Below are 21,941 nucleotides of genomic sequence, written 5' to 3' on the forward strand. Positions count from 1 at the left end.
CGTGAGTACTCCCACCAATACGCCGCGCAGCGCGGTCAATCCCAAGGCCGCAGTCCCGGTCCTGCTCTTTGCCTTCGTCTTCTGTCTGATTGTGGACAACGGGTTCAAGACGATGACCATGCCCATCGCTGAGGGCCTGGGCATCTCCGACAACACCGCTAGCCTCCAGGCTTCCCTGGCCGGCGTGGTTATCGGCATCGGCGCTGTGGTGTACGCGGCGTTGGCCGATTCGATTTCCATCCGCAAGCTCATGCTCGTCGGCGTGGGCTTCATCGTTGTCGGTTCCCTCATCGGCTTCATTTTCTCCGGCTCGTGGCCGATGGTGCTCACCGGCCGTATCATCCAGACCGCTGGTCTGGCTGCCGCTGAGACGCTCTACGTCATTTACGTGACCAAGCATCTCGCGCCGGAAGATCAAAAGACCTACCTTGGTTTCTCCACCGCGGCCTTCCAGTTCGGCCTCCTTGTCGGCGCGCTGACCAGTGGATTCATTGCCACCTACGTCTCGTGGACGGCAATGTTCCTCATCCCGCTCATCCTCATCCTGGTCGTCCCGGCGATTTACAAGATGATCCCCGAGGACGAGGCCGTCGAAGGCCACCTCGACATCCTGGGCCTGTTCCTCATCGCGTTGTTCGCCTCCAGCCTGACGATGTACATGCAGGCGTTCAATCCGCTGTGGCTCGTGCCCACCATCATCGGTCTCATCCTCTTCGCCTGGCACGTCAAGTCCCACAATGGCGCCCTCGTGCGACCGGAGTTCTTCACCAACGGCCGCTACGTGTGGGCGATCGTTCTCGTGTTCATCGTGTACTCGACCCAGCTCGGCTACATCTTCCTCCTGCCTTACGCTGCGAACTCGCTGCACGGTATGTCCTTGGATCGCGCCGCCCTGCTCATGGTTCCGGGCTACGCGTGCGCCGTGCTCGTCGGTATCTTCTCCGGCAAGATCGGCAAGGTGTTGACCTCGCGCCAGACCATCTTCACGGCGCTGGCGATGATCGTCGGCTCCCTCGTCCTGGCGGCATTGTTCATGCAGGTCCACGTCGGCGTGCTGATCATCTCCATCGTGCTCTTCGCCTCCGGCTTCGCCCTGCTCTACGCTCCCTTGGTTAACACGGCGCTGAGCAACATTCCGCCCGCTAAGTCCGGAATCGCGATCGGTTTCTACAACCTCATCATCAACATCGCCATCCCCCTGGGCATCGCTTACACCGCGAAGCTGCAGGATGTGGGCTTGAGCTTCTCCACTATCCTGTGGGTGCTTGCGGCGATTGCCGCTGGAGGTGCGCTCATCTACTTCCTGGCGGATCGCACCATGTCGGTTCGGGAAAAGGCCGCTGAGTCAGCTCCCGCCTAAGCTTAAGCAGTGCCTAAAGTACGCCCGAGTTTCATCGGCAGCGCCGCGCTCATCTTCCTGGTGGGCTCGGCGCTGCGCCTCGTTGTGCTGGGCCTGGTCGGCCACGCCAACGATCAACAACTCGGTGCCCTGCTGACCTCCTGGGATGCCAAGTACTACCTGGCCATCGCCCAAGACGGCTATTTCGACGCCGCCATCGCTACCGACGTCCCGGTGCATGAGCGGACCCTGGCGTTCTTCCCCGGGTTCCCCCTGCTCCTCCGGGCGCTGCACCTGGCTACCGGCTGGGAGCTGTTCTTCCTCGCCCTGCTGCTCAACACAGTGGCCGGCATTGCCCTCACGGCAGGCGCCATGGCCATTGCACAACGCATGGGGGCGAGTTGGGCGCATCAACTCGGGGCGGGCGTCCTGGCGTCCAGCGCCCCGATGTCGACCACTTTCACCATGCCGTATACCGAGGCCCTCTTCGGGGCGCTCGCCTTCTGGGCGTTGGTGGCCCTCCTGGATCGTCGCTGGTGGCTGGCTTCCTCGCTCATTTTTCTTTGCGGGTTCACTCGCCTCACCGCGGTCGCGCTCGTGGGCGTCTTCCTTGTGGTGGTGCTCCTCAAGGCGCGAGGCGATAAAAGGGCCTGGATCGCCCTCCTGCTGAGCCCGTGGTCCTTCGTCGGCTACCTCGTGTGGGCAAGTTCGCACACGAGGGAGTCTGGGGGCTATTTCGGCATCCAGCAGGATGGTTGGAACTCGTCGTTTGATGGGGGAGTGGCCACGGTTAAGTGGGTGTATGAAGTCCTCACCAGCTCGACGGACGGGGGCTATCTCCTCAGCGCCGCCGTCATCATCGCCGCTGTGGTCTTCCTCGCACTTTCTTGGCGGCGGCTACCGCTGGAAGTGTGGCTCTTCTCCGCGGCGCTCATGGCCACCGTCGTGCTCTCGGATGGCATCATGCACTCCCGCCCCCGTCTCCTCCTCCCGGCAGTTCTTGTCCTTCTTCCCTGGGTAGTGCGCATTCCCCCGCGGTGGCTGCCCGGGGCCGCGGCGGCGTGGATGGTGTGGGGAGCCTGGTTTTCGGCATACATGCTTGTGGTCTTTGCCTGGGCGATTTAGGTCGAAGGTAGTTTTCTGGACCGTGCAACTTAATGCCCTATGAGAAGTGGCGGAAGGTACGATGAACCACGAACTTCGATCCCCGAGACGAAAGGTGGCCCACCGGTGGCTCTGATCGTTCAGAAATATGGTGGCTCTTCGCTGGAGACGGCGGAGCGCATTCGCGCAGTAGCGGAGCGAATTGTGGCCACCAAGAAGGCTGGCAACGATGTCGTCGTTGTCTGCTCCGCGATGGGCGACACCACCGATGAACTGCTGGATCTGGCTGAGCAGGTCAATCCGGTGCCACCGGCTCGTGAGATGGACATGCTGCTTACCGCTGGTGAGCGGATTTCCAACGCTCTGGTGGCCATGGCCATTGAGTCTTTCGGGGCGAAGGCGCAGTCCTTTACGGGTTCGCAGGCGGGTGTGCTCACCACGGAGCGCCACGGTAACGCCCGCATTGTGGATGTCACGCCGAAGCGAGTGCAGGAGGCCCTTGATGCGGGTGCGATTTGCATCGTTGCGGGTTTCCAGGGCGTGAATAAGGACACGCGCGATGTCACCACCCTCGGTCGTGGAGGTTCTGACACCACGGCGGTGGCCTTGGCGGCTGCTCTCAACGCGGATGTCTGCGAGATCTATTCCGATGTCGATGGCGTCTACACCGCTGATCCGCGCATCGTTCCCAATGCTCAGAAGTTGGACAAGCTCTCTTTCGAGGAGATGCTTGAGCTGGCGGCTGTCGGCTCGAAGATCCTGGTCCTGCGCAGCGTCGAATACGCCCGCGCGTTCAACGTTCCCATGCGAGTTCGCTCGTCTTATAGCAATGATCCCGGCACCCTGATCGCCGGTTCGATGGAGGATATTCCCGTGGAAGAAGCAGTGCTGACTGGTGTAGCTACCGACAACTCTGAGGCGAAGGTCACCATCCTCGGTATCCCCGACAAGCCGGGCGAGGCCGCGACGGTGTTCCGCGCCGTCGCGGACGCTGAGATCAACATCGACATGGTGTTGCAAAACGTCTCCTCCCTGGAGGATGGCCGGACCGACATTACCTTCACCTGCCCGCGCGCTGACGGCCCCCGCGCCATGGAAAAGTTGAAGAAGCTCCAGGTGGATAAGGGCTGGACAAACGTGCTTTACGACGACCAGGTGGGCAAGGTCTCCCTCGTCGGTGCCGGCATGAAGTCCCATCCCGGCGTCACCGCCGACTTCACCGAAGCCCTCCGCGATGCGGGGGTCAACATCGAACTGATCTCCACCTCGGAGATCCGCATCTCCGTCCTCATCCGCGAAGCCGATATCAACGTTGCTGCTCGCGCTCTGCACGAGCGTTTCGAGCTCGGCGGCGACACGACCGCCACGGTATACGCCGGCACGGGCCGATAAACAATTTAAGGAGTTCCATCATGACCACCATCGCCGTCGTCGGTGCTACGGGCCAGGTCGGCCGCGTCATGCGGTCGATCCTCGAGGAGCGCAACTTCCCGGCCGACAAGGTCCGCATGTTCGCCTCCCCGCGCTCCGCTGGCACCACCATTGACTTCCGCGGCGAGGAGATTGAGGTCGAAGACCTCACCCTCATCACCGAAGAGTCCGTCGCGGACGTCGACATCGCCCTGTTTTCCGCCGGTGGTTCCACCTCCACGCAGTGGGCGCCGGTCTTCGCTGCTGCGGGAGCCACGGTCGTCGATAATTCTTCCGCCTGGCGGAAGGACCCGGATGTCCCGCTCATCGTCTCCGAGGTCAACGGCGGCGAGGCGAAGAACCTGCCGAAGGGCATCATCGCCAACCCGAACTGCACCACCATGGCTGCGATGCCGGTGCTCAAGCCGCTTCACGACGCCGCCGGTCTCAACCGCCTCCACGTCTCCTCCTACCAGGCGGTTTCCGGCTCCGGCCTCGCCGGTGTTGAAGCGCTGGCCAAGCAGACCGCCGAGATCGGCGACCAGAACGTCAAGCTGGTCCACGACGGTTCCGCCCTCGTGACCGAGGATTTGGGCCCTTACGTCGCCCCCATCGCCTTCAATGCTTTGCCGCTGGCCGGCAACCTCGTCGACGATGGCTCCTTCGAGACCGATGAGGAGCAGAAGCTGCGCAACGAGTCCCGCAAGATCCTCGGCATCCCCGAGCTGCGCGTCGCCGGCACCTGCGTCCGTGTACCCGTCTTCACCGGTCACACCCTCACCATCCACGCCGAGTTCGACCGCCCCATCACGGTCGATGAAGCAACTGCCTTGCTTAATGACGCCCCCGGTGTCGACGTCGTCGACGTCCCCACCCCCCTCGAGGCCGCCGGCAAGGACGTGTCCCTCGTCGGACGCATCCGCCAAGACCAGTCCATCGACGACAACAAGGGACTCGTTCTCGTTGTCTCGGGTGACAACTTGCGTAAGGGTGCTGCCCTGAACACCATCCAGATCGCGGAGCTACTGGTCTAGATAACTCCCAGCCTTCTGCCCGCCACAGCCTAGCTGTGGCGGGTTTTCTGTGATCTACCCCCTGACGTTGTGTATATGTTGTGCGTTATGTGGAAAAAGCGTTAAATGTATATGTCCAAGTCTTCACACAGAGCAGGGAGCCTGCGAGGCTTATGTTTACCACTTCAAGAAAGTCCATTACTGCGCTCGTCGCGGCGATGGCAATCGGCATTTCTTCCGTCCTGACCCCGGTCGCGCAGGCCCAGGATGTCCGTCCCGAGGTTGAGCACCGCGATGGCGACCGTACCGTCGCTTGTTCTGTCGACTGGAACGCTGAAGCGATCTACGACCCGCGCTTCGGTCCTGCAGACTGGACCAACATGGGTTTCTCCGAGAACGTCTATGACTCGGACAGCTTCAAGAAGCTCCTCCAGGTCCAGCACTGGGGGAATAACGCACGCGTCGCCGTCGCTACCTCCAAGCAAATCAACAATGCAAAACTGGTCATCAACCTCCAAGAAGTAGAGGGCCAAACTTGGAGGGGCACTAACTCGGTTGGTCGACTCTGGGGGCGCCCCGCAGAGCCGCTCTTCAACAAGCCGATCGATCCAACGGGCACCATCGCTGGAAACGTCGTCACTTATGATCTTGGCACCCTCGATCCCGGAAGCTTCTTTTCCACGGGGCAATCCATGAGCCCAGGCTTCTCTCTCGCTCAGTTAATGGAGTTTACTAAGCCTGCTGCTGATGGCACCTGGAGCAATGCCTTTATGGTGAACGCTCAACTAACCGGTGACCTTGCACCGGGTTCCACCGAGGACTGTGCTGCAACCTTCGATTACGAGGACGCTACGACTAAGGCCGGTGAGCCTGTCGATCCAGCCAAGGTCGATGGATTCAACGTTCCTGCAGGATCTGACTACACCGTCGACGAGGATGCTCTCCCCACTGGTTGGAAGGCTTCGGTCGATGATGCTACTGGCACGTTGACTGTTACTCCTCCGGCAGACGCTAAGCGCGGTGACTCCGCAGACGTAACTGTTACCGTCAAGATCCCCAACGGCATCACCCAGACCACGACCGTCACGGTGAAGGTTGTTAGCGATGCTCCGTATGTGTTCGGCTACAACGATGCTGAGACGAAGGCCGGTGAGCCGGTAAATCCGGCTAAGACCGGAGACTTTGATTTCCCGAACGGGACGACTTTCGAGACCAATGAGGATGCTCTTGGTGGCTGGAAGGCTTCGGTTGATGAGAACGGCACGCTGACTGTTACTCCTCCGGCTGATGCGAAGCGCGGCGACTCTGCTGAGGTGACGGTGACGGCTACGTTGCCGGATGGTTCGACTCAGACCACGACCGTCACGGTGACGGTCACCGGTGAAGATGCTGACGTTGTCTTTGGTTACACCGACGCAGACACCAAGCCTGGTGTCCCGGTTGATCCGTCGAAGGTGCCTGGTTTTGATCTGCCTGAGGGCACGACCTACGACGTTGATGAGGATGATCTTCCCGCTGGTTGGACCGCTGATGTTGATCCCGATGGCAATCTGACGGTTACCCCGCCCGCCACCGCCAAGGATGGTGACTCCGCAGAGGTCAAGGTCACCGCTACTCTGCCGGATGGCACTGTGAAGGAAACTACTGTCACGGTCACTGTTAAGGATGATGATGGTGCAGTTGTTCCGGGTGCGGGTACGTGTGTTGCTGCTGGTTTGACTGTTGGTTTGCCGCTTTTGCTGTTGGTCCCGGTGGGTATGGCAGGTCAGCTTAATATTCCGGGCTTGGATCAGCTTAATGCTGATCTGCAGGCTCAGTTGCGTAACGCTAACTCTCAGCTGCAGCAGCAGTTCGGTATCTTTGATCCGGCTCAGGCTCAGTACATCAACCAGATCAACTCTGAGATCGCTCGCTTTACGGCGGATAACCGCACGATCATTAATGGTGCTGCGATGGTTGCTCTTGGTTTGTTGGCTGCGGCTTACCTTTACAACAGCTGTGTTGGTGAGGATGGGACGTCGTCGATGTCGTCGCTGTCCTCGGGTTCCTCCGAATAGCAGCTAAGTAGCCAGGTGCCCGGTTCCCTTTCGGGGGCCGGGCATCATGCTGTTCTCATCACCGATCAGTCCTATGCCATCTACGTCTCCGTCGTGTCCGGCCACCTACTCATCGGGTGGCGCGGTGTGTAGAACGTGCGAGCTAGACGGACGCCCTACTTCCATATAGGCGGTGTGCGCAGCTGCGCACACCACGACGCCCTGAACGGCATGAACGTGGCACTCTAGTTGCTCACGGGCAAGTATCGCGTGGTGGAAAAACTTCCTAAAAAGTTGCCTCCACCCCTTGCGTGGATCGCTTACGTGTTCTAGCATTGGGGTTAGAACACGCAAGCGAAGGGTAGGGGGGTGAACGCACGTGAGTATTGAGATTGTCTACTCAGGAAAGCCACGAGCGCTTTCTCTCGACACCAGCATGTCACTGGTGGAGGCGCACCTTAAAGAGATACTTGCCCGCCCCCAGCACTACTACGCTGTTAGTTCACCTGATGATCCTGTTGCTCGTCGGGGAACACAGATGCGCCAAGAAGACCACGAACTCTGGCAATCAGTCCTCCCCGGTGATGATGAGGACATCGACATGGTGCTTGCTCGGTTGCGGCGTTCGTTGGGGCGTGGGGATCAGTTCCTGATGTCTGCGATCAGTGCCCACCATCGCCTCAACGAACTGCCACAGTTAAAGGCAGTCCAAGAGCAGCACTTCCATCTTGACCTCCCACGGCTGAAGGTCATTGATAGTGTCCTGTGCAAAGCAGACACGACTGTCTTAGAGCACCTCGATCTCATTGATACTGAACTAGCAGAGTTTTTGACTCCCACCCGGGCGAATCAGATCTTGCCGACGGCAGGCAAGATCAAAAACCGTCTGAACGCGATCATCACGATGCTTGATGATTCGATCTCTGCTGAGGATCCCGCACCACCACCGGTTGATAGTGTCTCAATAGCCTTCCAGGATGGCCGGGGTCTGTTGCATGCTGATCTTGATGGGATCACCGCCCAAGAGATAGACCTCCGGGTCCGCAGGTATGCGATTATTCATGGGGTTAGCCAGGCGGAGGCACTCGTAGCGTTGATTAGGGGGGAGGGGGCAACGAATGTCACCCTTAACCTGTATCGGGCGTCGGATATCCCGACGGCGCCGGGGTGGGTGTCTGGGGTGGGGTATCTGACGCTTAAGCAGACTGAGGATCTGCTGAACCGGGTGGATGCGGAGATTGATCTTGATGCGATCGCCCAAAAGGTTTCGTCTGCGTATGCGACCCCGGCTGATATTCGTTCCTTGGTGGTTGGTCTGGATGGGTCGTGTGCGGTGGGTGGGTGTGATACTCCGGCTCATCGGGCGCAGATGGATCATCGGGTGAATCATGCTGATGGTGGGCCCACGACGGCAGCAAACCTTGCGCCGTTGTGTGTGAGGCATCATGCGATGAAAACTGACCGGCGGGTGACTTATGTGTTGGATCCGGTGACGAGGCGGAAGTACTTCCTCTTTGATGATGGGTCGTGGGCGGAGTCTGAAGGTGATGGCCCGCTAGCTCCTAGCGAGCGGCGGTGGATGCAGACGGTATCCCAACGCATCAGCAAACGCAGGGCGAGAATTCGCTCGGAGTCTCAGGCTCAGAGGAGAGAGCAAGGCGAACCGGAGAAACCACCACCACCTAGCGAGCGTTCTAATTGCTCTGAATGGGGACGCCCCTTTGATAGGTGACCGCCGAGGCGGCTACTAGCGCTGCACGTTTTCGGTGGCACTCGCTTCCCTCCCGTTCGAAGCGGCAAAGCCAAGACTAAATCTGATGCCCGGCCACCGTTAGGCGACCGGGCAGGGGAAGGCAAGAAGCTACTTCTTCTCCGGGATCTCCTCCACAACGGTGGGTTTGGTGTGCTCAACGTAGACAACGCTGGACGGGGGATCGGTGGGGTCGTAGTCCAGCGAGGGGTCGGATTCGAGCTCGGAGGTGATGTCCTCGGTGAGCGACTCTTTGAACTTCTTGTCAGGCACGTTGGACTCGCGGGCGAGCCTGCGCAGTTCGGCTTGGTTCTTCTTGGTGTAGCGCTTGCGCGGATCGAGCTTGCGGGCCAGGAGCTGGCGGGCACGGAGGCGTCGTTCTCCTTCGGCGCTTACCTTGTTGCGGCCGCGGAACCAGGCGTAAGAGAGGACGGCGATCATGAGGATGCCCAGGTATCCGAGGACGGGGTAGACGTAGGAAACGAGGTCTCGGAACCCGAAGAAGCTCAGGCCGTAGCCGATGAGGCAGGCGGCGATGAAGACCGGACGGAAACGGGAGGGGTTGCCGCGGGTGAGGCGCTTGCCCAGGGCGTAGAACATGCCGATAGCGGTGTTGAAGATCATGCCGAAGACCACGAAGGTCATGAGGAGGCCGAAGATGGGGTGGATTTGGTTGATCAGCGCCAGAACGGGCATGTCCTCGCCGCCGACGGAGTCGACGCTGACGTAGAGGGCGAGGACCAGCAGCATGAGCATGAGGAGGAAGAAGAGGCCGGCGATGAGTCCGCCGAGGCCAGCGGCGCGGGTGTCCAGGTGGGTGCCGCCGATGACGATGGCCATGGAGACGGCGGTCATGATGGACAGGCCGACGTAGTTGAGGGCGGCGAGCCACCAGTTCGGCAGGGTGGTGACGACGGAGGCGGAGGCGCTGTTGAGGGCGTCCCAGTCGGGGGAGGTGGTGATGAGGGTCCAGACGGTGGCGAGCACGATGAAGAAGATGATGAAGGGCGTGATCGCGCCGATGACGGCGGAGACTTTATCCACGTCGAGCATGCCGGTGACTAGCACGAGGGCCAGCATGATGGTCGCGCCGATCCAGGGGGCGGTGCCGAACTGTTGGTTGAGGTTGGAGCCGCCGCCGGCGAACATGACGAAGCCGATGCAGAAGAGGGTGGCGATGGTGGAGATGTCGAGGATCCAGCCGGTGATCGGTCGGGAGACTCGGCTGATGACGGCGGTGTGGTCGGTGGCCTGGAAGTAGCTGCCGAGCTGGAGAACGGCGACGCCGGTGATGATCATGAGGGCGGACGCGAGGACTGCGCCGACGACGCCCCAGTTGCCGAAGGCGACGAAGTATTGGAGGGCCTCTTGTCCGGAGGCGAAACCTGCACCGACGATGAGGCCGATGAAGGACATGGAAATCAACAAAGCTCTTTTGAACATTTTGAGGAATGGACTCCTGAAGAGGGGAAATGCTTTTCCCTTTATTTAACCTGTTCACATCCCTAGTGTCACATCAGAAGAAGCTGGGTTAGGTGTTGTTCTCGGAGCCTTTGGCGGTTGCTTCGATGAGGTCTTGGCGGGCGCGGGCGACCCGGGAGCGGATGGTGCCGATCCGCACTCCGGTGATTTTCGCGGCCTCTTCGTAGGTGTAGCCGAGGACCTGCGTGAGGATGAGGGCTTCGCGGCGTTCGGGAGGGAGGGCGTCGATAAGCGTGCGGGCGTCGATCCAATCGGACCAGGAGGAGGCGTTGGCACCGTCGACGATGGTGCCGGCGGCGGCGTCTTCGTATTCGGTGACGGATTTGCGGGGGCGGGCCATGTCGTGGCGGATGTTGTCGACCCAGACGCGGCGGGCGAGGGAGAGCAGCCAGGTGCGTGCGGATGAGCGGGCGGCGAAGCGGGGGAGGGCGCTCATGACGCGGAGGTAGGTCTCTTGGGTGAGGTCGTCGGCGATATCGCGTCCGCCGAGGTGGGCGAGTAGCCGCCAGACGTCGTCTTGGGTGGCGCGAATGAACTCCGTGAGGGCCTGCTTGTCTCCGCGACCTGCGCGGAGGGCGAGGTCGGTGACGAGGGCGTCGTCGCGCGCGGAGTGCATGGTCACGAGTGTTGAGGTTACCAGGGCAAACGTCTGTGGCCGATCCGGATAAGGGTATCCATCCTTGCGGGGTAAGCGTCGGGAGGGTAAACTATTAATCAGCTCCAAGCGATAAGAAGAGTTAATAAACGGCTCGCAAGGGCCCTGTCAGGAAAGAGGAAACATGTCCCACGACCACCACGACAGTTCCGCCGCCGACCAGATCATTGACCGGGGCGTTCGCGAGTCCGTCACCGGCAACACCACGCTCCACAACGGAGCGCCGGTAGCATCGGAGAACATTTCCGTCACCGTCGGCCCGCAGGGCCCCAACGTCCTCAATGACATTCACCTCATTGAAAAGCTCGCGCACTTCAACCGCGAGAACGTGCCCGAGCGCATCCCCCACGCTAAGGGCCACGGCGCCTTCGGTGAGCTGCACATCACCCACGATGTGTCCCAGTACACCAAGGCCAAGCTCTTCCAGCCCGGTACCGTCACCCCGATGGGCATTCGCTTCTCCACCGTCGCCGGTGAGAAGGGCTCCCCGGACACCTGGCGCGACGTCCACGGTTTTGCGCTGCGGTTTTATACCCAGGACGGCAACTACGACATCGTGGGCAACAACACCCCTACCTTCTTCCTGCGTGACGGCATTAAGTTCGCCGACTTCATTCACTCGCAGAAGCGCCTCAACGACTCCGGCCTGCGTGACGCTGACATGCAGTGGGATTTCTGGACCCGCACCCCGGAGTCCGCTCACCAGGTGACCTACCTCATGGGTGACCGCGGTACCCCGAAGACCACCCGCCACATGAATGGCTACGGCTCCCACACCTACCAGTGGGTCAATGAGGCCGGCGAGGCTTTCTGGGTGAAGTACCACTTCATCTCCCGTCAGGGCGTGGAGAACTTCACCGCCGCTGAGGCGGAGGAGATGGCTGGCAAGAACGCTGACCACCACCGCCAGGATCTCTTCGAGTCGATCGAGAAGGGTGACTTCCCGACCTGGGACGTCAAGGTTCAGATCATGCCGGTCGCTGAGGCGGACAACTACCGCTTCAACCCCTTCGATCTGACCAAGGTGTGGTCGAAGAAGGACTACCCTCGCATCGACGTCGGCCACTTCACCCTCAACCGCAACCCGCGTAACTTCCACGCGCAGATCGAGCAGATCGCTCTCGATCCGTCGAACTTGGTTCCCGGCATTGGTTTCTCCCCGGACCGCATGCTTCAGGCTCGTATCTTTGCCTACTCTGACCAGCAGCGTTACCGCATCGGGCCGAACTTCCGTGACATCCCGGTGAACCAGCCGATCAACCCGGTCAACACCTACAGCCGTGAGGGCAGCATGGCCTACATCTTCAACGATGGCGCCGAGCCCTCCTACACCCCGAACCGCTACGACAAGGGTGCAGGCTACCTGGACAACGGCGAGGATTCGTCGTCCGGCCAGACTTACGGTGCGGCCAATGATCTCTACATCACCCCGGATGCGCACGGCACCGATCTGGTCCGCGCGGCGTACGTCCAGCACCCGGAGGACGGCGATTTCGTGCAGGCCGGCATCCTCTACCGCGAGGTGTACAACGATGAGGAGAAGCAGCGCCTCGTCGAGAATATCGCCGGTGCGATGGCTGGTGTGTCTCCGTCCGTCGAGGAGCGCGTCTACTGGTACTGGGGTCAGGTTGATGCTGATCTCGGTGAGCGCGTTAAGGCTGAATTCTCTAAGACGAAGTAGCTTATCGACGATTGCGTGGGGTCAACCCCCAGCACACCTCACGGTGTGCTGGGGGTTGTCCGCTATTTGTAGGCTTCGTGGTGGAGACGATCGACGACGGTGACGCCGTAGATCGAGCGGCCCATGTAATAGGAGCCGACGGAGCCGACGATCCACACGCCAGCGATGGCGATGATGGCGCGGACGAAGTTATTTGGGTCGAAGCCCTGGGTGGACCAATCCATGATGAGCTTGGCCACTAACAGCAGTGGCACGCCAACGCCGACGACGGGACCCAGCAGATTGACCCGGGTGAGGGCGTCGGGGGCGCGCCACATGGCCAGAGCGGTGGCAACAACCATGATGGTGGCGTTGATGACGAGGACGGAAACGATGATCTCGGCGATAGTCATTAGCGGCGTCCCTTCGAGATGATGCGTGCCATGGACAGGGTGGGGAGCACGCCGCCGGCGATGGCTGCGAGGATGGCTACCTCGTAGGCGATGGAGGTGGCGTGGGTGAGCGTCCAGGTGAGGTAGACGCAGATCATCGAGTAGAAGACCAGGTCACTGAGCACGGCCCGGGTGAGGAAGTCCGAGGTCTTGATGATGAGGACGAGGCCCGACAGCAGCGCGAGGACCATGATCCCGATGCAGACGGCGAGGATCCATTCGAAGGGGCTCATTGCTTCTTCTCCTTCGGGGCGCGGCGTTCGGAGGGGTATTGGTAAAAGCGCGGATCAAGCGTCGTGGCGGTGCCGTGGCCGGGCACGCCATGATCGATTGATGTCACGTGGGGGGCCATCCGCTGCTCCATGTCAGCGAGGCTTTCCATGACCCCGGTCGGATCGGAGCCGAAGGCGGCCTGGACCAGCAGGATGCGGGGGGCGCCCGGTTCGGCGGGTTCGCGCAGACCGAGCGAGAGGGTCGACGGCGTGGCCGTGATCGACGTGGAGAACCAGAAGATCTGCCAGTCCGTGGTCACGCGCAGGGGGTAGCGGACAATGACGGGATCATAGCCCGCTGCCGGCCGCAGACCTGCCCAGGCGACCTGGTAGCCGGCGACAAAGATCTCCTTGATCAACCAAAGAATGTACATGGGAACGTGCATCAGCGGCCTCCCTGCAGGTTCGTCATATCGGGCACTCCGACGGGGTTATCGCCGAGGACTGCCTCGGCGTAGCTGCCGACGTCGAGGAGGCCTGCGGTGGAGACCAGGACGGCGTCGATAAGCGGTCCAGCGAAGATGAACATTGCCAGCGAGCACACCATGAGCAGTGCCGACGGCGCGAGCAGCGACAGCGGAACGCGCAGGTTCTCGGGGTACTTCTTCATGGGCTTGCCCCAGAACACCAGCCGCCACACGCGCAGCATGCTCAGCAGGGCGCCGATGGATGCGGCGACGATGACTGTGATGACGAGCCAGGCCACCCAATCCCCGGTGCGGGCGATCTCGAAGACGATGAGGATCTTGCCCCACATGCCGGAGAACGGCGGGAAGCCAACAATGGAGAAGGCTCCGGCGGCAAACACCGCTGCCACGAGCGGATCGCGGCGCGCCACACCGGACAGCTTGGACAGCGTGCCGGTGGCGTAAGTTTCCTCGATGGCTCCCGAGTTGAGGATGAGCGCGCCCACCGTGATCATGTGGTGCAGCGTGTACAGCAGCCCGGCGGCGAGCGCGCGCTGCGGATCATCCGACGTGAAGGCCAGCATGACCAGGATGAACGGCATGCCGTTGATCATCTGGTACGCCAGGACCCGGCGGATAGTGTGCTCCCCGAGGCCGGCGAAGCCACCGATGAGCATGGAGATGATCATGATGGTGATGATGAGCCAATTCCAGCGTTCATCCAGGTCAAAGATGTTGACGTAGATGCGGAAGAGCATGTACACCGCGACTTTGGTGTGCAGCCCGGAGAACAAGCCCATGACCGCGCCGGACGTACCGGGGTAGGTCCGGGGTAGCCACGTGTGCAGGGGGAACACGCCTGCCTTGGCGGCGATGGCGATGACAACCAGGCCCATCGCGACGGTCGCCGGCCCATGACCGGCCGCAGCTCCTTGCAGGGCGGCGATGTTCACCGAGCCGGTGACGCCGTAGACGAAGCCCACGCCCACGAGCAGCAACGTTGATGCTGCCAGGTTGACCAGCACGAACGTGCGGCCGCCCGCCAGGCGCGACCACGTGCCGGACATGGCGATGAGGCCGTAGGACGGCAGGAGCATGACCTCGATGAAGACGAAGAAGTTAAAGAGGTCACCGGTGAGCAGCGCGCCATTGACACCCGTGATGAGGATGAGCGTCAGCGAGGCGTAGTAGCGGGACACCGTCTCCCCGCTGACCACCGCGAACCAGTTGGCGGTGGCGGCGACGATCATCGTGGTGACGATCATGATGGCGGAGAACGTATCGGCGACGAAGGGGATGGCGACGCCACCCACGTACAGGCCGACATTGTGCGCGATGGTGCCAAACGTCGCGGTGTAATAAAACAGCCAGCCACCAGCGATGATTCCGAGGATCGGGATGATGAGGGCGATCGCGTCGCGGACGGGCTTCCACGGGAGGATGACGGCGAAGGCCGCCATGAATAGGGGGACAGCGGCGAAGAGGGGGAGAACCCAATCAACGGTAGGCATTAACCACGGACCCCCTTCTCGGCGGCGCGACCCAGGGTAGCCATGGGGTCGGTGATGGTGTCATCGACGGGCTCGGGAACATCGGTGTCATCGTCGCGGCCTAAGGCAGCGAGCATGAGCAGGATGGTCGTCGTGGCCATGGCGATGACGATGGCGGTGAGGACGAAGGCTTGGGGGAGGGGATCGGCGGCGTCGGCAAGCGGCGTGCGATCCGGGAAGGGCTCGCCGCGCCAGGCACCGACACCTCCCGCGAGCAGCATGAGGTTGGCGGCGTGACCGAACAAGGTCATGCCGAAGACGATGCGCACCATGCCGCGTTGCTGAATGAGGTACACGGCGCCGGTGACCAAGATAGCGATGGTGAGGGCGAGGATCATCGGTCGTTCTCCTTTCCATCGTTGGGGATATCCACGAGCACGGAGCGTGGTGCCTGCGCCGGGTTGATCGGCTGGGGGAAGGCCTCGGCCGTATCCTCACCGTCGTTGATCTCGGCGGTCTTGGGCAGGGGGCCGTCCTCGTTGCGGGCCCACTCGAGGTCCTCGGTTTCCGTGCCGGGCCGGAGGTAACCACCGAGCGCGTTGATCGCCATGGTGAGCATGCCCAGCACCGCGAGGTAAATGCCCAGGTCGAAGATGAGGGACGTTGACTGGTGAATGCCGAAGACGTAGCCGTGGATGGCGTAGAGGAACGAGCCCTTGAACAGGCCGATGAAGCCGGCGATGAGGGCGATGATGATGCCCAGGCCGGTGAGCCACATCGGGGTGGACTCGCGGAAGACAATGGAGTCGCGGCCCTTCGACAGGTACGCCAGGCCGATCGCGGCGCCCATGATCAACGCGGCGACGAAGCCACCGCCCGGGTCCTGGTGGCCACGCATGAATACCAGGAGCGAGAGCACCGCGAGGATCGGAATGACCAGCACGATGACCTTGCGCATGGGAATCGAGTTGAGCTGCGATTGTCCGAACGGGGCCGGTCGGGTGCCGCCCTTGAACGGGTGGCGCGGCATCGATTGGACTACCGCGGCGATCACCACGGCCGCCATGCCCAGCACGGAAAGCTCGCCGAGGGTATCCAGTGCACGGAATTCCACGAGGATTGTGGCCACGACGTTTTGTCCGCCGGTGATCTTCGGGGCCTCTTCGAGGTACCACATGGCCAGCTCGGAACGATCGCGTCGGCCCATGAGCGTGTACACCCCGAGGAAGGCGGTGAGCCCGGCGAGCAGTGCGATGACAATGGACCCGATCTGCCTGGTGCCAGAGCGCACCGGCGGGAATTTCTCCGGCTGGTAGCGCAGCACCATCATGATGACGATGACCGTCAGCGCCTCGACCGTCAGCTGCGTCAGCGCGACGTCGGGCGCCCCGAGGAACATCATCTGCAGGCTCATGCCCACGCCCGCGGTGCCGAGTAGTACGGCCGCGGAAATGCGATTGCGTGTGATCATCAGGCCCAGCACGGACAGGGCGATGATCGCCAGCGGAATGAGGTCCCACGGGTTGTCCAGGCCTTCGGCGCGTGGCAGCAATGCGACACCGTCGAGGCCACCACCAGTGCTTATCGACGCCCATGTGGTCGCCCCTCCCAGCACAATCACGCTGAGCACCAACGGCAGGAGGTGGCGGGAAGGGTTGTGCGTATTCGCCATCGCCCCGAGCGCCCGCCCGGCCGCTGTCGCGGCCTTGACGATGTCGCGGAGGTACTCGTTGCCCGAGCGCGGGAACAGGGCGCGGCCTTCAAATACCGGCCAGATGCGCTTGCGGGCGATGATCCCCACGGTGCCAACGATGAGCACGCCCACCGAGATGAGCAGCGGGGTGTTGATTCCGTGCCACAGGGCGAGGTGGGAATGGACGTCGGCGCCGGTGGCGCCGACGATGGCGTCAACGGGGGCGTCGAAAAGCGGCAGGACGAAGACCAACGGCAACGACATGAGGCCCGGCAAGGCCGCGGGGAGCCACAGGGCGACTGGGGCCTCGTGGACGTGTGACATGTCGCGGGGCCCGTCGACGAACGCGCCGAAGACGATCTTCGCCGAATACGTGAAGGTGAGGACGGCGCCGAGCGCCGCCGCAGCGAGGAGCAGCCCCGAGGCCGGAGCATCCTGGAACGCGGTGAGCATGCCTTCCTTGGACACGAACCCCAACAGCGGCGGGACCGCCGCCATCGACGCCGCGCCAATGACCACCGAACCGAACGTGAACGGCATCTTGTCCCACAGCTTGCCCAGGCGGCGAATGTCGCGCGAACCAGCCTCGTGATCGATGACGCCGATGAGCATGAACAAACTCGACTTGAACAACGCGTGAGCGAGGGTGTGCACGACAGCGGCGGCGATGGCGAAGGGCGTGCCGACGCCGATCGTGGCCACAATCCAGCCGAGGTGCGACACCGTCGAATAGGCCGTGAGCTGCTTCAAATCGGTCTTTTGCACCGCGAATGCCGCCGACACGACCGCCGTCGTCATACCGACAACGATGAGCAACCAATTCCACACCGCGACATCGTGGAAGATCGTGGAAAAGCGCAGCAGAAGGTAAATACCGGCCTTGACCACGGCCGCCGCATGCAGAAACGCGGACACCGGCGTGGCCGCCGCCATCGCCTCCGGCAGCCAGAAGTGGAAGGGCAGCTGCGCCGACTTGGTGAAGGCAGACACCGCGACCAACACGGCCACACCCGCGGTGACACCGGGGTTATCCGCCCAAAAATCGCTGCTGAGGATGCCGTGCAGATGCGTCGTCCCCGTCTGGGTCGCCGCGATAGCCATGGCCACCAGCAACGTCAGGCCGCCGACGAAAGTGAGGATCAACGTGCGGACCGAGCCCGCCTCGCCGCCCGATCCCGAACGGGCAATGAGCATGAACGACGCCAACGACACGAGCTCCCAGGCCAGGAACAACAAAATGACGTCGTCGGCCAGCACCAGGATGAGAATCGACAGCGTAAACGCCGTCATGAGCGTGTAAAAACTCGTGTTTCCCTGCTTCTTCGGCAGATAGGCGGCTGAATAAATAAAGACAACCGCGCCGATGACCAACGCCAACAAGGCAAAAAACACACCGAGAGCGTCGCCGCGCAAGGACAGGGTGACATCCATCCCCGGCGCCACGACGTCGGGCACCCAGGAATGGGAGAAATACAGCACCTCCCCATCAATGATGCGCGGCAATTCGCGGCCCAGGGCCACGGCACCGGCAATGAACAGGGCGGCAAGCGGCCACCCCGCCTTTCTGTCTAAAAAGCGCACCGCGACTGGGGCCAACAGGACCGCCAGGGCCGCGAGCGCTATGACAAGGATCAATGTCACGGGGGAATCACGCTCAATTTTAATCGGTGGGATTGTCCGAATTCACAGATTGACCAACATGACTTTACCAGGGGGTTATGACGGTGCGCCTGTACGGTTCCTCCGGCAAGGACCACTACTTTTGTAGACATGCGCCTGTCCGTCTCCCGCGTCCGCCCCTGGCTCGTTGCCCTGTTGGTGGCGCTTCCCCTCATCATTGGCACCGCGATTGCCGCACTGTCCGGGCTTGATCCCGCCAAGACCTGGAGCAGCGATGCCGAGCCCGCCGGGGCTCCCGTGGCAAGTTCGCCCACCGGCATCGATCCCTCCCAGCTTGTCGACGCCCGCCGAGCCGCCGGCGAAGCAGGCAGCCAGGCAGGTTTCCTCGTGGCAGGCACCGGCGAACTCGTCGAAGGCACGGGCAAGATGCGCGAAGGTACCGCCGGAGTGGAAGACCAATTCGGCGCGGCCGTCACCGGTTCCCAACAGCTCTCCCAAGGCATGGTGGAGCTCCAGGCCGGCTTGGGTCAGCTCGGCCCCGGCGCCATCCAGGTCGCCGATGGGGTGGGCATCGCCGTGGACCAGGTCGTCGGTTTCGGTGCTTTCCGCGGGCAACTGCTCACCGGTATCGATCAGATGCTGTCCAAGATGGAAGGCAGCCGCGACCCCGAGGTCATCGCCGCCCGCGATCAACTGATCTCCCTGCGCTCCCAGGCCGAGGTCTTCGAGCTGGATGAAACCACCTCGAACCAGCTCAGCCAGCTCAAGAGCGGCTCCCGGGAGATTGCCAACCAGCTCGGCGTGCCCGGCTACGCCTTCCACGATGGCATCTACTCCGCCACGAAGGGCTCCCAGGAGCTTGCGGCCGGCCTCTCCCAGGCGCAAGGCGGCATGGACGACGCCCTCGAGGGCGTTAATGCGCTGAGCGAAGGTGCCGTGAAGATCGATAACATGGCTGGCCAGACCCAGGACCGGATTGGTGCGATCCAGCGTTCCCTGCCCGCGGTGCAAGCTGCGCCGGCCACGGGCGACGCCTCCGCCGAGGGTTCCACCCGCGCACTGACCCCGACCTACGCCATGCTCATCGCCTCGCTCGTGCTGCTTGGCGGGGCCGCCGCTGGCGCCGTCGCGGGCTTCACGCGCCACCGCTGGATCCTCCTCGGCGCCGCCACCGCCGTCTTCACCACCCTCGGCGTCATCCTGTTGGCGATCCTGTCGACCGGCCTCACCGTCGCCGCCGGAGCTCTCGCTGCCGTCATCCTCGCCCTCGGCGTGCTCACCTCCGCCGGGCTCACCCACCTCATGATCCGCCTGCTCGGCCCGCTCACCGGCTCCATCACCGCAGCCGTGCTCGGCCTCGCGCAGATCGGCCTCGTTGGCTGGGTATGGAAGACGGCCTCCAGCGCCGAGGTAGCCACCGTGTGGCAGATCCTGGCCAACCTCACCCCCGTCAACTGGGCTACCTCCGGCCTCACCTCGCTAGGCAACGACGGATCCCAGCAAGCACTCTGGCTCTCGCTGGGAGTGCTCGCCGGTACCGCGGTGCTAGGAGCGCTGGGGATGCGACCCGGGGTTGTTCGAGTCGAAGACGAGGAGAACTAGACCAGCGACAACAGCGAGCGGGCTACTCTATCCGTCTCCTGCAGCATGAGCGGATTGGTGCCGGGCATCGGGCTGATGGTCGTATCCGGGAGCTGTGACCCCGTGGGAATGCCGACGAGGTGAACCCGCGGATCCAGCTCCCCCGTTGTGTTCACTAGTCGACCATTGCTCGCAGACACCTCGGGAGATGCACCCCCGGCGAAGCTACGGGCGCGGCCCGCATCCCTCAATCCGAGGAACAGTGGGTCCTCCGCAGCACGGAGATCCGGGCTGTGCATCCAGGCATCGATGAGGGTGGACGACGTCACCTCCTCATCGAGGAGGGGGGCGGTGAGGCGGAACGACTCGCCGATGGCGAGGCGCGGTGAGGGGCCCGCAAAGGTGACCAACCCGGCGTCGATAAGCGTGAGTAACTCGCGGGTGCGAAACGCCGGAGGACCCGAGCCAACCATCTGACCGAACGCCGCCAGGCGGGCAGCCCCGCGGCCCACATAGCGGCCCTCGGCGCCGAGGATGGAGGCGGGCTTCCGGGCGGCGCCGATCTCCCAGAGTGCGGACTTGATCGCGGAATCGCGGGCCAGCTCGGCTTCGCGCAGGTCGCTGGCCATTTTGTTGGCGATGAGCGCGGTGAGGTCCGCGCGGGAACTGACCTCGACCCCCGCCAGCGGATCCTCCCAGTCGCCCAGGCGGAACTGCGCGTGGGGATCACGAAGGAAGGAATCCACCGGCTGATCAGCGTCGATGGCAGCGAGCAGACCCGCCCAGTCAGTGACCGAGCCGGGGTCCGTGCGGTCGAGCGTGCGGTAGTAGGCCTCGTGGGCATCGCGGGAGATGGCGGGCCACACCTGCTGATCAAAGTCGATGGATTCGGTGGAATCACTCAGCTGGGCGATGACGTGCTTGAGGCGGCGCAGAGTCGGCGCTGGCGGGAGGCTGTGATACTCGGACTTAGGGAAGAAGGGATAGCCGCGACTCGAGGTGGCCACCAGGTGAGGCTCCTGGCCAGATGGTTCGTAGCGCAGCCCCGACCGCGCGTCAGGATCGATGAGGAAACGCCCGCCACGATCGATGGTCAGCATCGCCATGACGTCAAAGAAACCCATGCCCAGACCGCGGACGATGGCCTCCTCACCTGGCCGGACGTGGGAGAGATCCTGGTCCACCGGGTTCGCCGGTGCGACCCAGTGCAATCCAGCAGGCAGCTGGGCCAAGAGCTGCTCTTCCGCGTTCGGGCCAGGCGGGGTCCAGCCCGTGGCGAGCACCGTGGCGTGGGCGTCGATCTGCTGACCGTTGTCCAGCTCCAAGAGGTCCGATCCGTGTCCGGTGTCGTGGACAGTGCGGAGGGCCGCTTCATAGATGCGTACCTCGACGTGGTCCGGCAGGCGCGAGAGTGCGAGCTCGAACGCCCAGCGCAGATAAGCCCCGTAGAGGGCACGCGAGGGATTGGACTCGGGCCGGGTCGTGGCAATCTCTTCCGCGAAATCTGCGGCCACGGATTCTGGTGCCGGGAAGGAATCGTAGAGCTTCGCTCGGGCATCGGGAATGGGGGCGTCGGGCAGGGAGGCGGGGCTGCCATCCACGACGGTCACCCCGCCGCCGTCGCGATCACCGCGAATGAGGCGAATCCACTCGTACAAGGTTGGCCCTTCCACCACGGGCAGGCCGACGGTGGCGCCGGGCTCGGTGAATAGGGTCACCGCATCGGCCAGGGTATTCATGCACAGCGTGCGGGTTTGGTCGGTGCGCCAGATCGCGCCGGCCCCGGCCTGGGTCGGTTCGATGAGGGCCAGGTTGAGGGGAGTGGTGGGGGAGGCGGCGGCAATGCGCTCGAGGAGGGACACTCCGCGCGGGCCGAGACCGACGATAGCGATGGTCGCGGGGTGGGGGGTGGCGGCTGTGGGTCCAGGCATGTTTATTTTCCTCGTTCAACTGGGTAAAGGCTGTTACGTACCACTC

General features: G+C 62.7%; 17 protein-coding genes. 8 read left to right on the forward strand and 9 right to left on the reverse strand.

All coding sequences use genetic code 11. The annotated features are described in order from the left end of the window. Window position 1 precedes the first annotated feature (1 nt). The 6 genes from CTEST_RS01060 (at window position 2) to CTEST_RS01085 (ending at window position 8,634) form a co-directional block, all read left to right on the forward strand. The gene (locus tag CTEST_RS01060; protein WP_144413189.1) at window positions 2-1,360 is read left to right on the forward strand and encodes an MFS transporter; all 1,359 of its coding nucleotides are present in this window, start codon (window positions 2-4) and stop codon (window positions 1,358-1,360) included. A gap of 9 nt (window positions 1,361-1,369) precedes the next feature. Continuing rightward, a complete protein-coding gene (locus tag CTEST_RS01065) occupies window positions 1,370-2,464 on the forward strand; it encodes a membrane protein (RefSeq protein WP_047252163.1) in 1,095 nt (364 codons plus the stop codon). 105 nt (window positions 2,465-2,569) lie between these two features. After that, window positions 2,570-3,835: an aspartate kinase gene (locus tag CTEST_RS01070; RefSeq protein ID WP_047252164.1), complete on the forward strand. Its 1,266-nt coding sequence runs from the start codon at window positions 2,570-2,572 to the stop codon at window positions 3,833-3,835. A 20-nt stretch (window positions 3,836-3,855) separates the two neighbouring features. Continuing rightward, the gene (locus tag CTEST_RS01075; protein ID WP_047252165.1) at window positions 3,856-4,887 is read left to right on the forward strand and encodes an aspartate-semialdehyde dehydrogenase; all 1,032 of its coding nucleotides are present in this window, start codon (window positions 3,856-3,858) and stop codon (window positions 4,885-4,887) included. A 152-nt stretch (window positions 4,888-5,039) separates the two neighbouring features. Continuing rightward, window positions 5,040-6,923, forward strand: a complete 1,884-nt coding sequence (locus CTEST_RS01080) for a YPDG domain-containing protein (RefSeq protein WP_047252166.1) — start codon at window positions 5,040-5,042, stop codon at window positions 6,921-6,923. A 358-nt stretch (window positions 6,924-7,281) separates the two neighbouring features. Continuing rightward, complete coding sequence (locus CTEST_RS01085) at window positions 7,282-8,634, forward strand: HNH endonuclease signature motif containing protein (protein ID WP_144413190.1); 1,353 nt, start codon at window positions 7,282-7,284, stop codon at window positions 8,632-8,634. Between the two features lie 129 nt (window positions 8,635-8,763). Here CTEST_RS01085 and CTEST_RS01090 read toward each other — a convergent pair whose 3' ends face one another. Continuing rightward, complete coding sequence (locus CTEST_RS01090; protein WP_047252168.1) at window positions 8,764-10,095, reverse strand: YkvI family membrane protein; 1,332 nt, start codon at window positions 10,093-10,095, stop codon at window positions 8,764-8,766. Between the two features lie 88 nt (window positions 10,096-10,183). Further along, a complete protein-coding gene (locus tag CTEST_RS01095; protein ID WP_047254127.1) occupies window positions 10,184-10,750 on the reverse strand; it encodes an RNA polymerase sigma factor in 567 nt (188 codons plus the stop codon). A gap of 163 nt (window positions 10,751-10,913) precedes the next feature. Between CTEST_RS01095 and CTEST_RS01100 the strand changes: the two genes are divergently transcribed. Further along, window positions 10,914-12,470 carry a catalase gene (locus CTEST_RS01100; RefSeq protein WP_047252169.1) on the forward strand — a complete coding sequence of 519 codons (1,557 nt, stop codon included), beginning with the start codon at window positions 10,914-10,916 and terminating at the stop codon, window positions 12,468-12,470. A gap of 62 nt (window positions 12,471-12,532) precedes the next feature. Here CTEST_RS01100 and CTEST_RS01105 read toward each other — a convergent pair whose 3' ends face one another. Genes CTEST_RS01105 through CTEST_RS01130 form a run of 6 tightly spaced genes read right to left on the reverse strand, consistent with a single transcriptional unit; the run spans window position 12,533 to window position 18,404 of the window. Continuing rightward, window positions 12,533-12,862, reverse strand: a complete 330-nt coding sequence (locus tag CTEST_RS01105) for a Na+/H+ antiporter subunit G (protein WP_047252170.1) — start codon at window positions 12,860-12,862, stop codon at window positions 12,533-12,535. After that, on the reverse strand, window positions 12,862-13,134 hold the full coding sequence (locus tag CTEST_RS01110; RefSeq protein WP_047252171.1) for a cation:proton antiporter: 273 nt from the start codon (window positions 13,132-13,134) through the stop codon (window positions 12,862-12,864). Before CTEST_RS01110 ends, CTEST_RS01105 begins: the two co-directional genes overlap by 1 nt. Then, window positions 13,131-13,559, reverse strand: a complete 429-nt coding sequence (locus CTEST_RS01115; RefSeq protein WP_047252172.1) for a monovalent cation/H+ antiporter subunit E — start codon at window positions 13,557-13,559, stop codon at window positions 13,131-13,133. Before CTEST_RS01115 ends, CTEST_RS01110 begins: the two co-directional genes overlap by 4 nt. Continuing rightward, window positions 13,559-15,091: a monovalent cation/H+ antiporter subunit D family protein gene (locus CTEST_RS01120; protein WP_047252173.1), complete on the reverse strand. Its 1,533-nt coding sequence runs from the start codon at window positions 15,089-15,091 to the stop codon at window positions 13,559-13,561. Before CTEST_RS01120 ends, CTEST_RS01115 begins: the two co-directional genes overlap by 1 nt. Further along, a complete protein-coding gene (locus CTEST_RS01125; RefSeq protein ID WP_047252174.1) occupies window positions 15,091-15,468 on the reverse strand; it encodes a cation:proton antiporter subunit C in 378 nt (125 codons plus the stop codon). Before CTEST_RS01125 ends, CTEST_RS01120 begins: the two co-directional genes overlap by 1 nt. After that, on the reverse strand, window positions 15,465-18,404 hold the full coding sequence (locus CTEST_RS01130) for a DUF4040 family protein (RefSeq protein ID WP_047252175.1): 2,940 nt from the start codon (window positions 18,402-18,404) through the stop codon (window positions 15,465-15,467). The genes CTEST_RS01125 and CTEST_RS01130 overlap by 4 nt, the downstream gene beginning before the upstream one ends. Before the next feature lie 129 nt (window positions 18,405-18,533). Here CTEST_RS01130 and CTEST_RS01135 point away from each other — a divergent pair, with 129 nt between their 5' ends. After that, entirely contained in the window at window positions 18,534-19,985 is a 1,452-nt protein-coding gene (locus CTEST_RS01135) for a hypothetical protein (RefSeq protein WP_047252176.1), read from the forward strand. On the opposite strand, the gene CTEST_RS01140 is transcribed toward CTEST_RS01135, so the two are convergent. Beyond that, on the reverse strand, window positions 19,982-21,895 hold the full coding sequence (locus CTEST_RS01140) for an FAD/NAD(P)-binding protein (RefSeq protein WP_047252177.1): 1,914 nt from the start codon (window positions 21,893-21,895) through the stop codon (window positions 19,982-19,984). The genes CTEST_RS01135 and CTEST_RS01140 overlap by 4 nt on opposite strands. Between the last annotated feature and the right edge of the window lie 46 nt (window positions 21,896-21,941).

The sequence above is a fragment of the Corynebacterium testudinoris genome (genome assembly GCF_001021045.1).
GTDB classification, from domain to species: Bacteria; Actinomycetota; Actinomycetes; order Mycobacteriales; family Mycobacteriaceae; genus Corynebacterium; species Corynebacterium testudinoris.

Coding starts and splice junctions, on each gene's coding strand:
- CTEST_RS01090 (WP_047252168.1), bottom strand. CDS start 10,095: ATGTTCAAAAGAGCTTTGTTGATTTCCATGTCCTTCATCGGCCTCATC.
- CTEST_RS01105 (WP_047252170.1), bottom strand. CDS start 12,862: ATGACTATCGCCGAGATCATCGTTTCCGTCCTCGTCATCAACGCCACC.
- CTEST_RS01135 (WP_047252176.1), top strand. CDS start 18,534: ATGCGCCTGTCCGTCTCCCGCGTCCGCCCCTGGCTCGTTGCCCTGTTG.
- CTEST_RS01075 (WP_047252165.1), top strand. CDS start 3,856: ATGACCACCATCGCCGTCGTCGGTGCTACGGGCCAGGTCGGCCGCGTC.
- CTEST_RS01080 (WP_047252166.1), top strand. CDS start 5,040: ATGTTTACCACTTCAAGAAAGTCCATTACTGCGCTCGTCGCGGCGATG.
- CTEST_RS01115 (WP_047252172.1), bottom strand. CDS start 13,559: ATGCACGTTCCCATGTACATTCTTTGGTTGATCAAGGAGATCTTTGTC.
- CTEST_RS01125 (WP_047252174.1), bottom strand. CDS start 15,468: ATGATCCTCGCCCTCACCATCGCTATCTTGGTCACCGGCGCCGTGTAC.
- CTEST_RS01140 (WP_047252177.1), bottom strand. CDS start 21,895: ATGCCTGGACCCACAGCCGCCACCCCCCACCCCGCGACCATCGCTATC.
- CTEST_RS01110 (WP_047252171.1), bottom strand. CDS start 13,134: ATGAGCCCCTTCGAATGGATCCTCGCCGTCTGCATCGGGATCATGGTC.
- CTEST_RS01095 (WP_047254127.1), bottom strand. CDS start 10,750: ATGCACTCCGCGCGCGACGACGCCCTCGTCACCGACCTCGCCCTCCGC.
- CTEST_RS01120 (WP_047252173.1), bottom strand. CDS start 15,091: ATGCCTACCGTTGATTGGGTTCTCCCCCTCTTCGCCGCTGTCCCCCTA.
- CTEST_RS01100 (WP_047252169.1), top strand. CDS start 10,914: ATGTCCCACGACCACCACGACAGTTCCGCCGCCGACCAGATCATTGAC.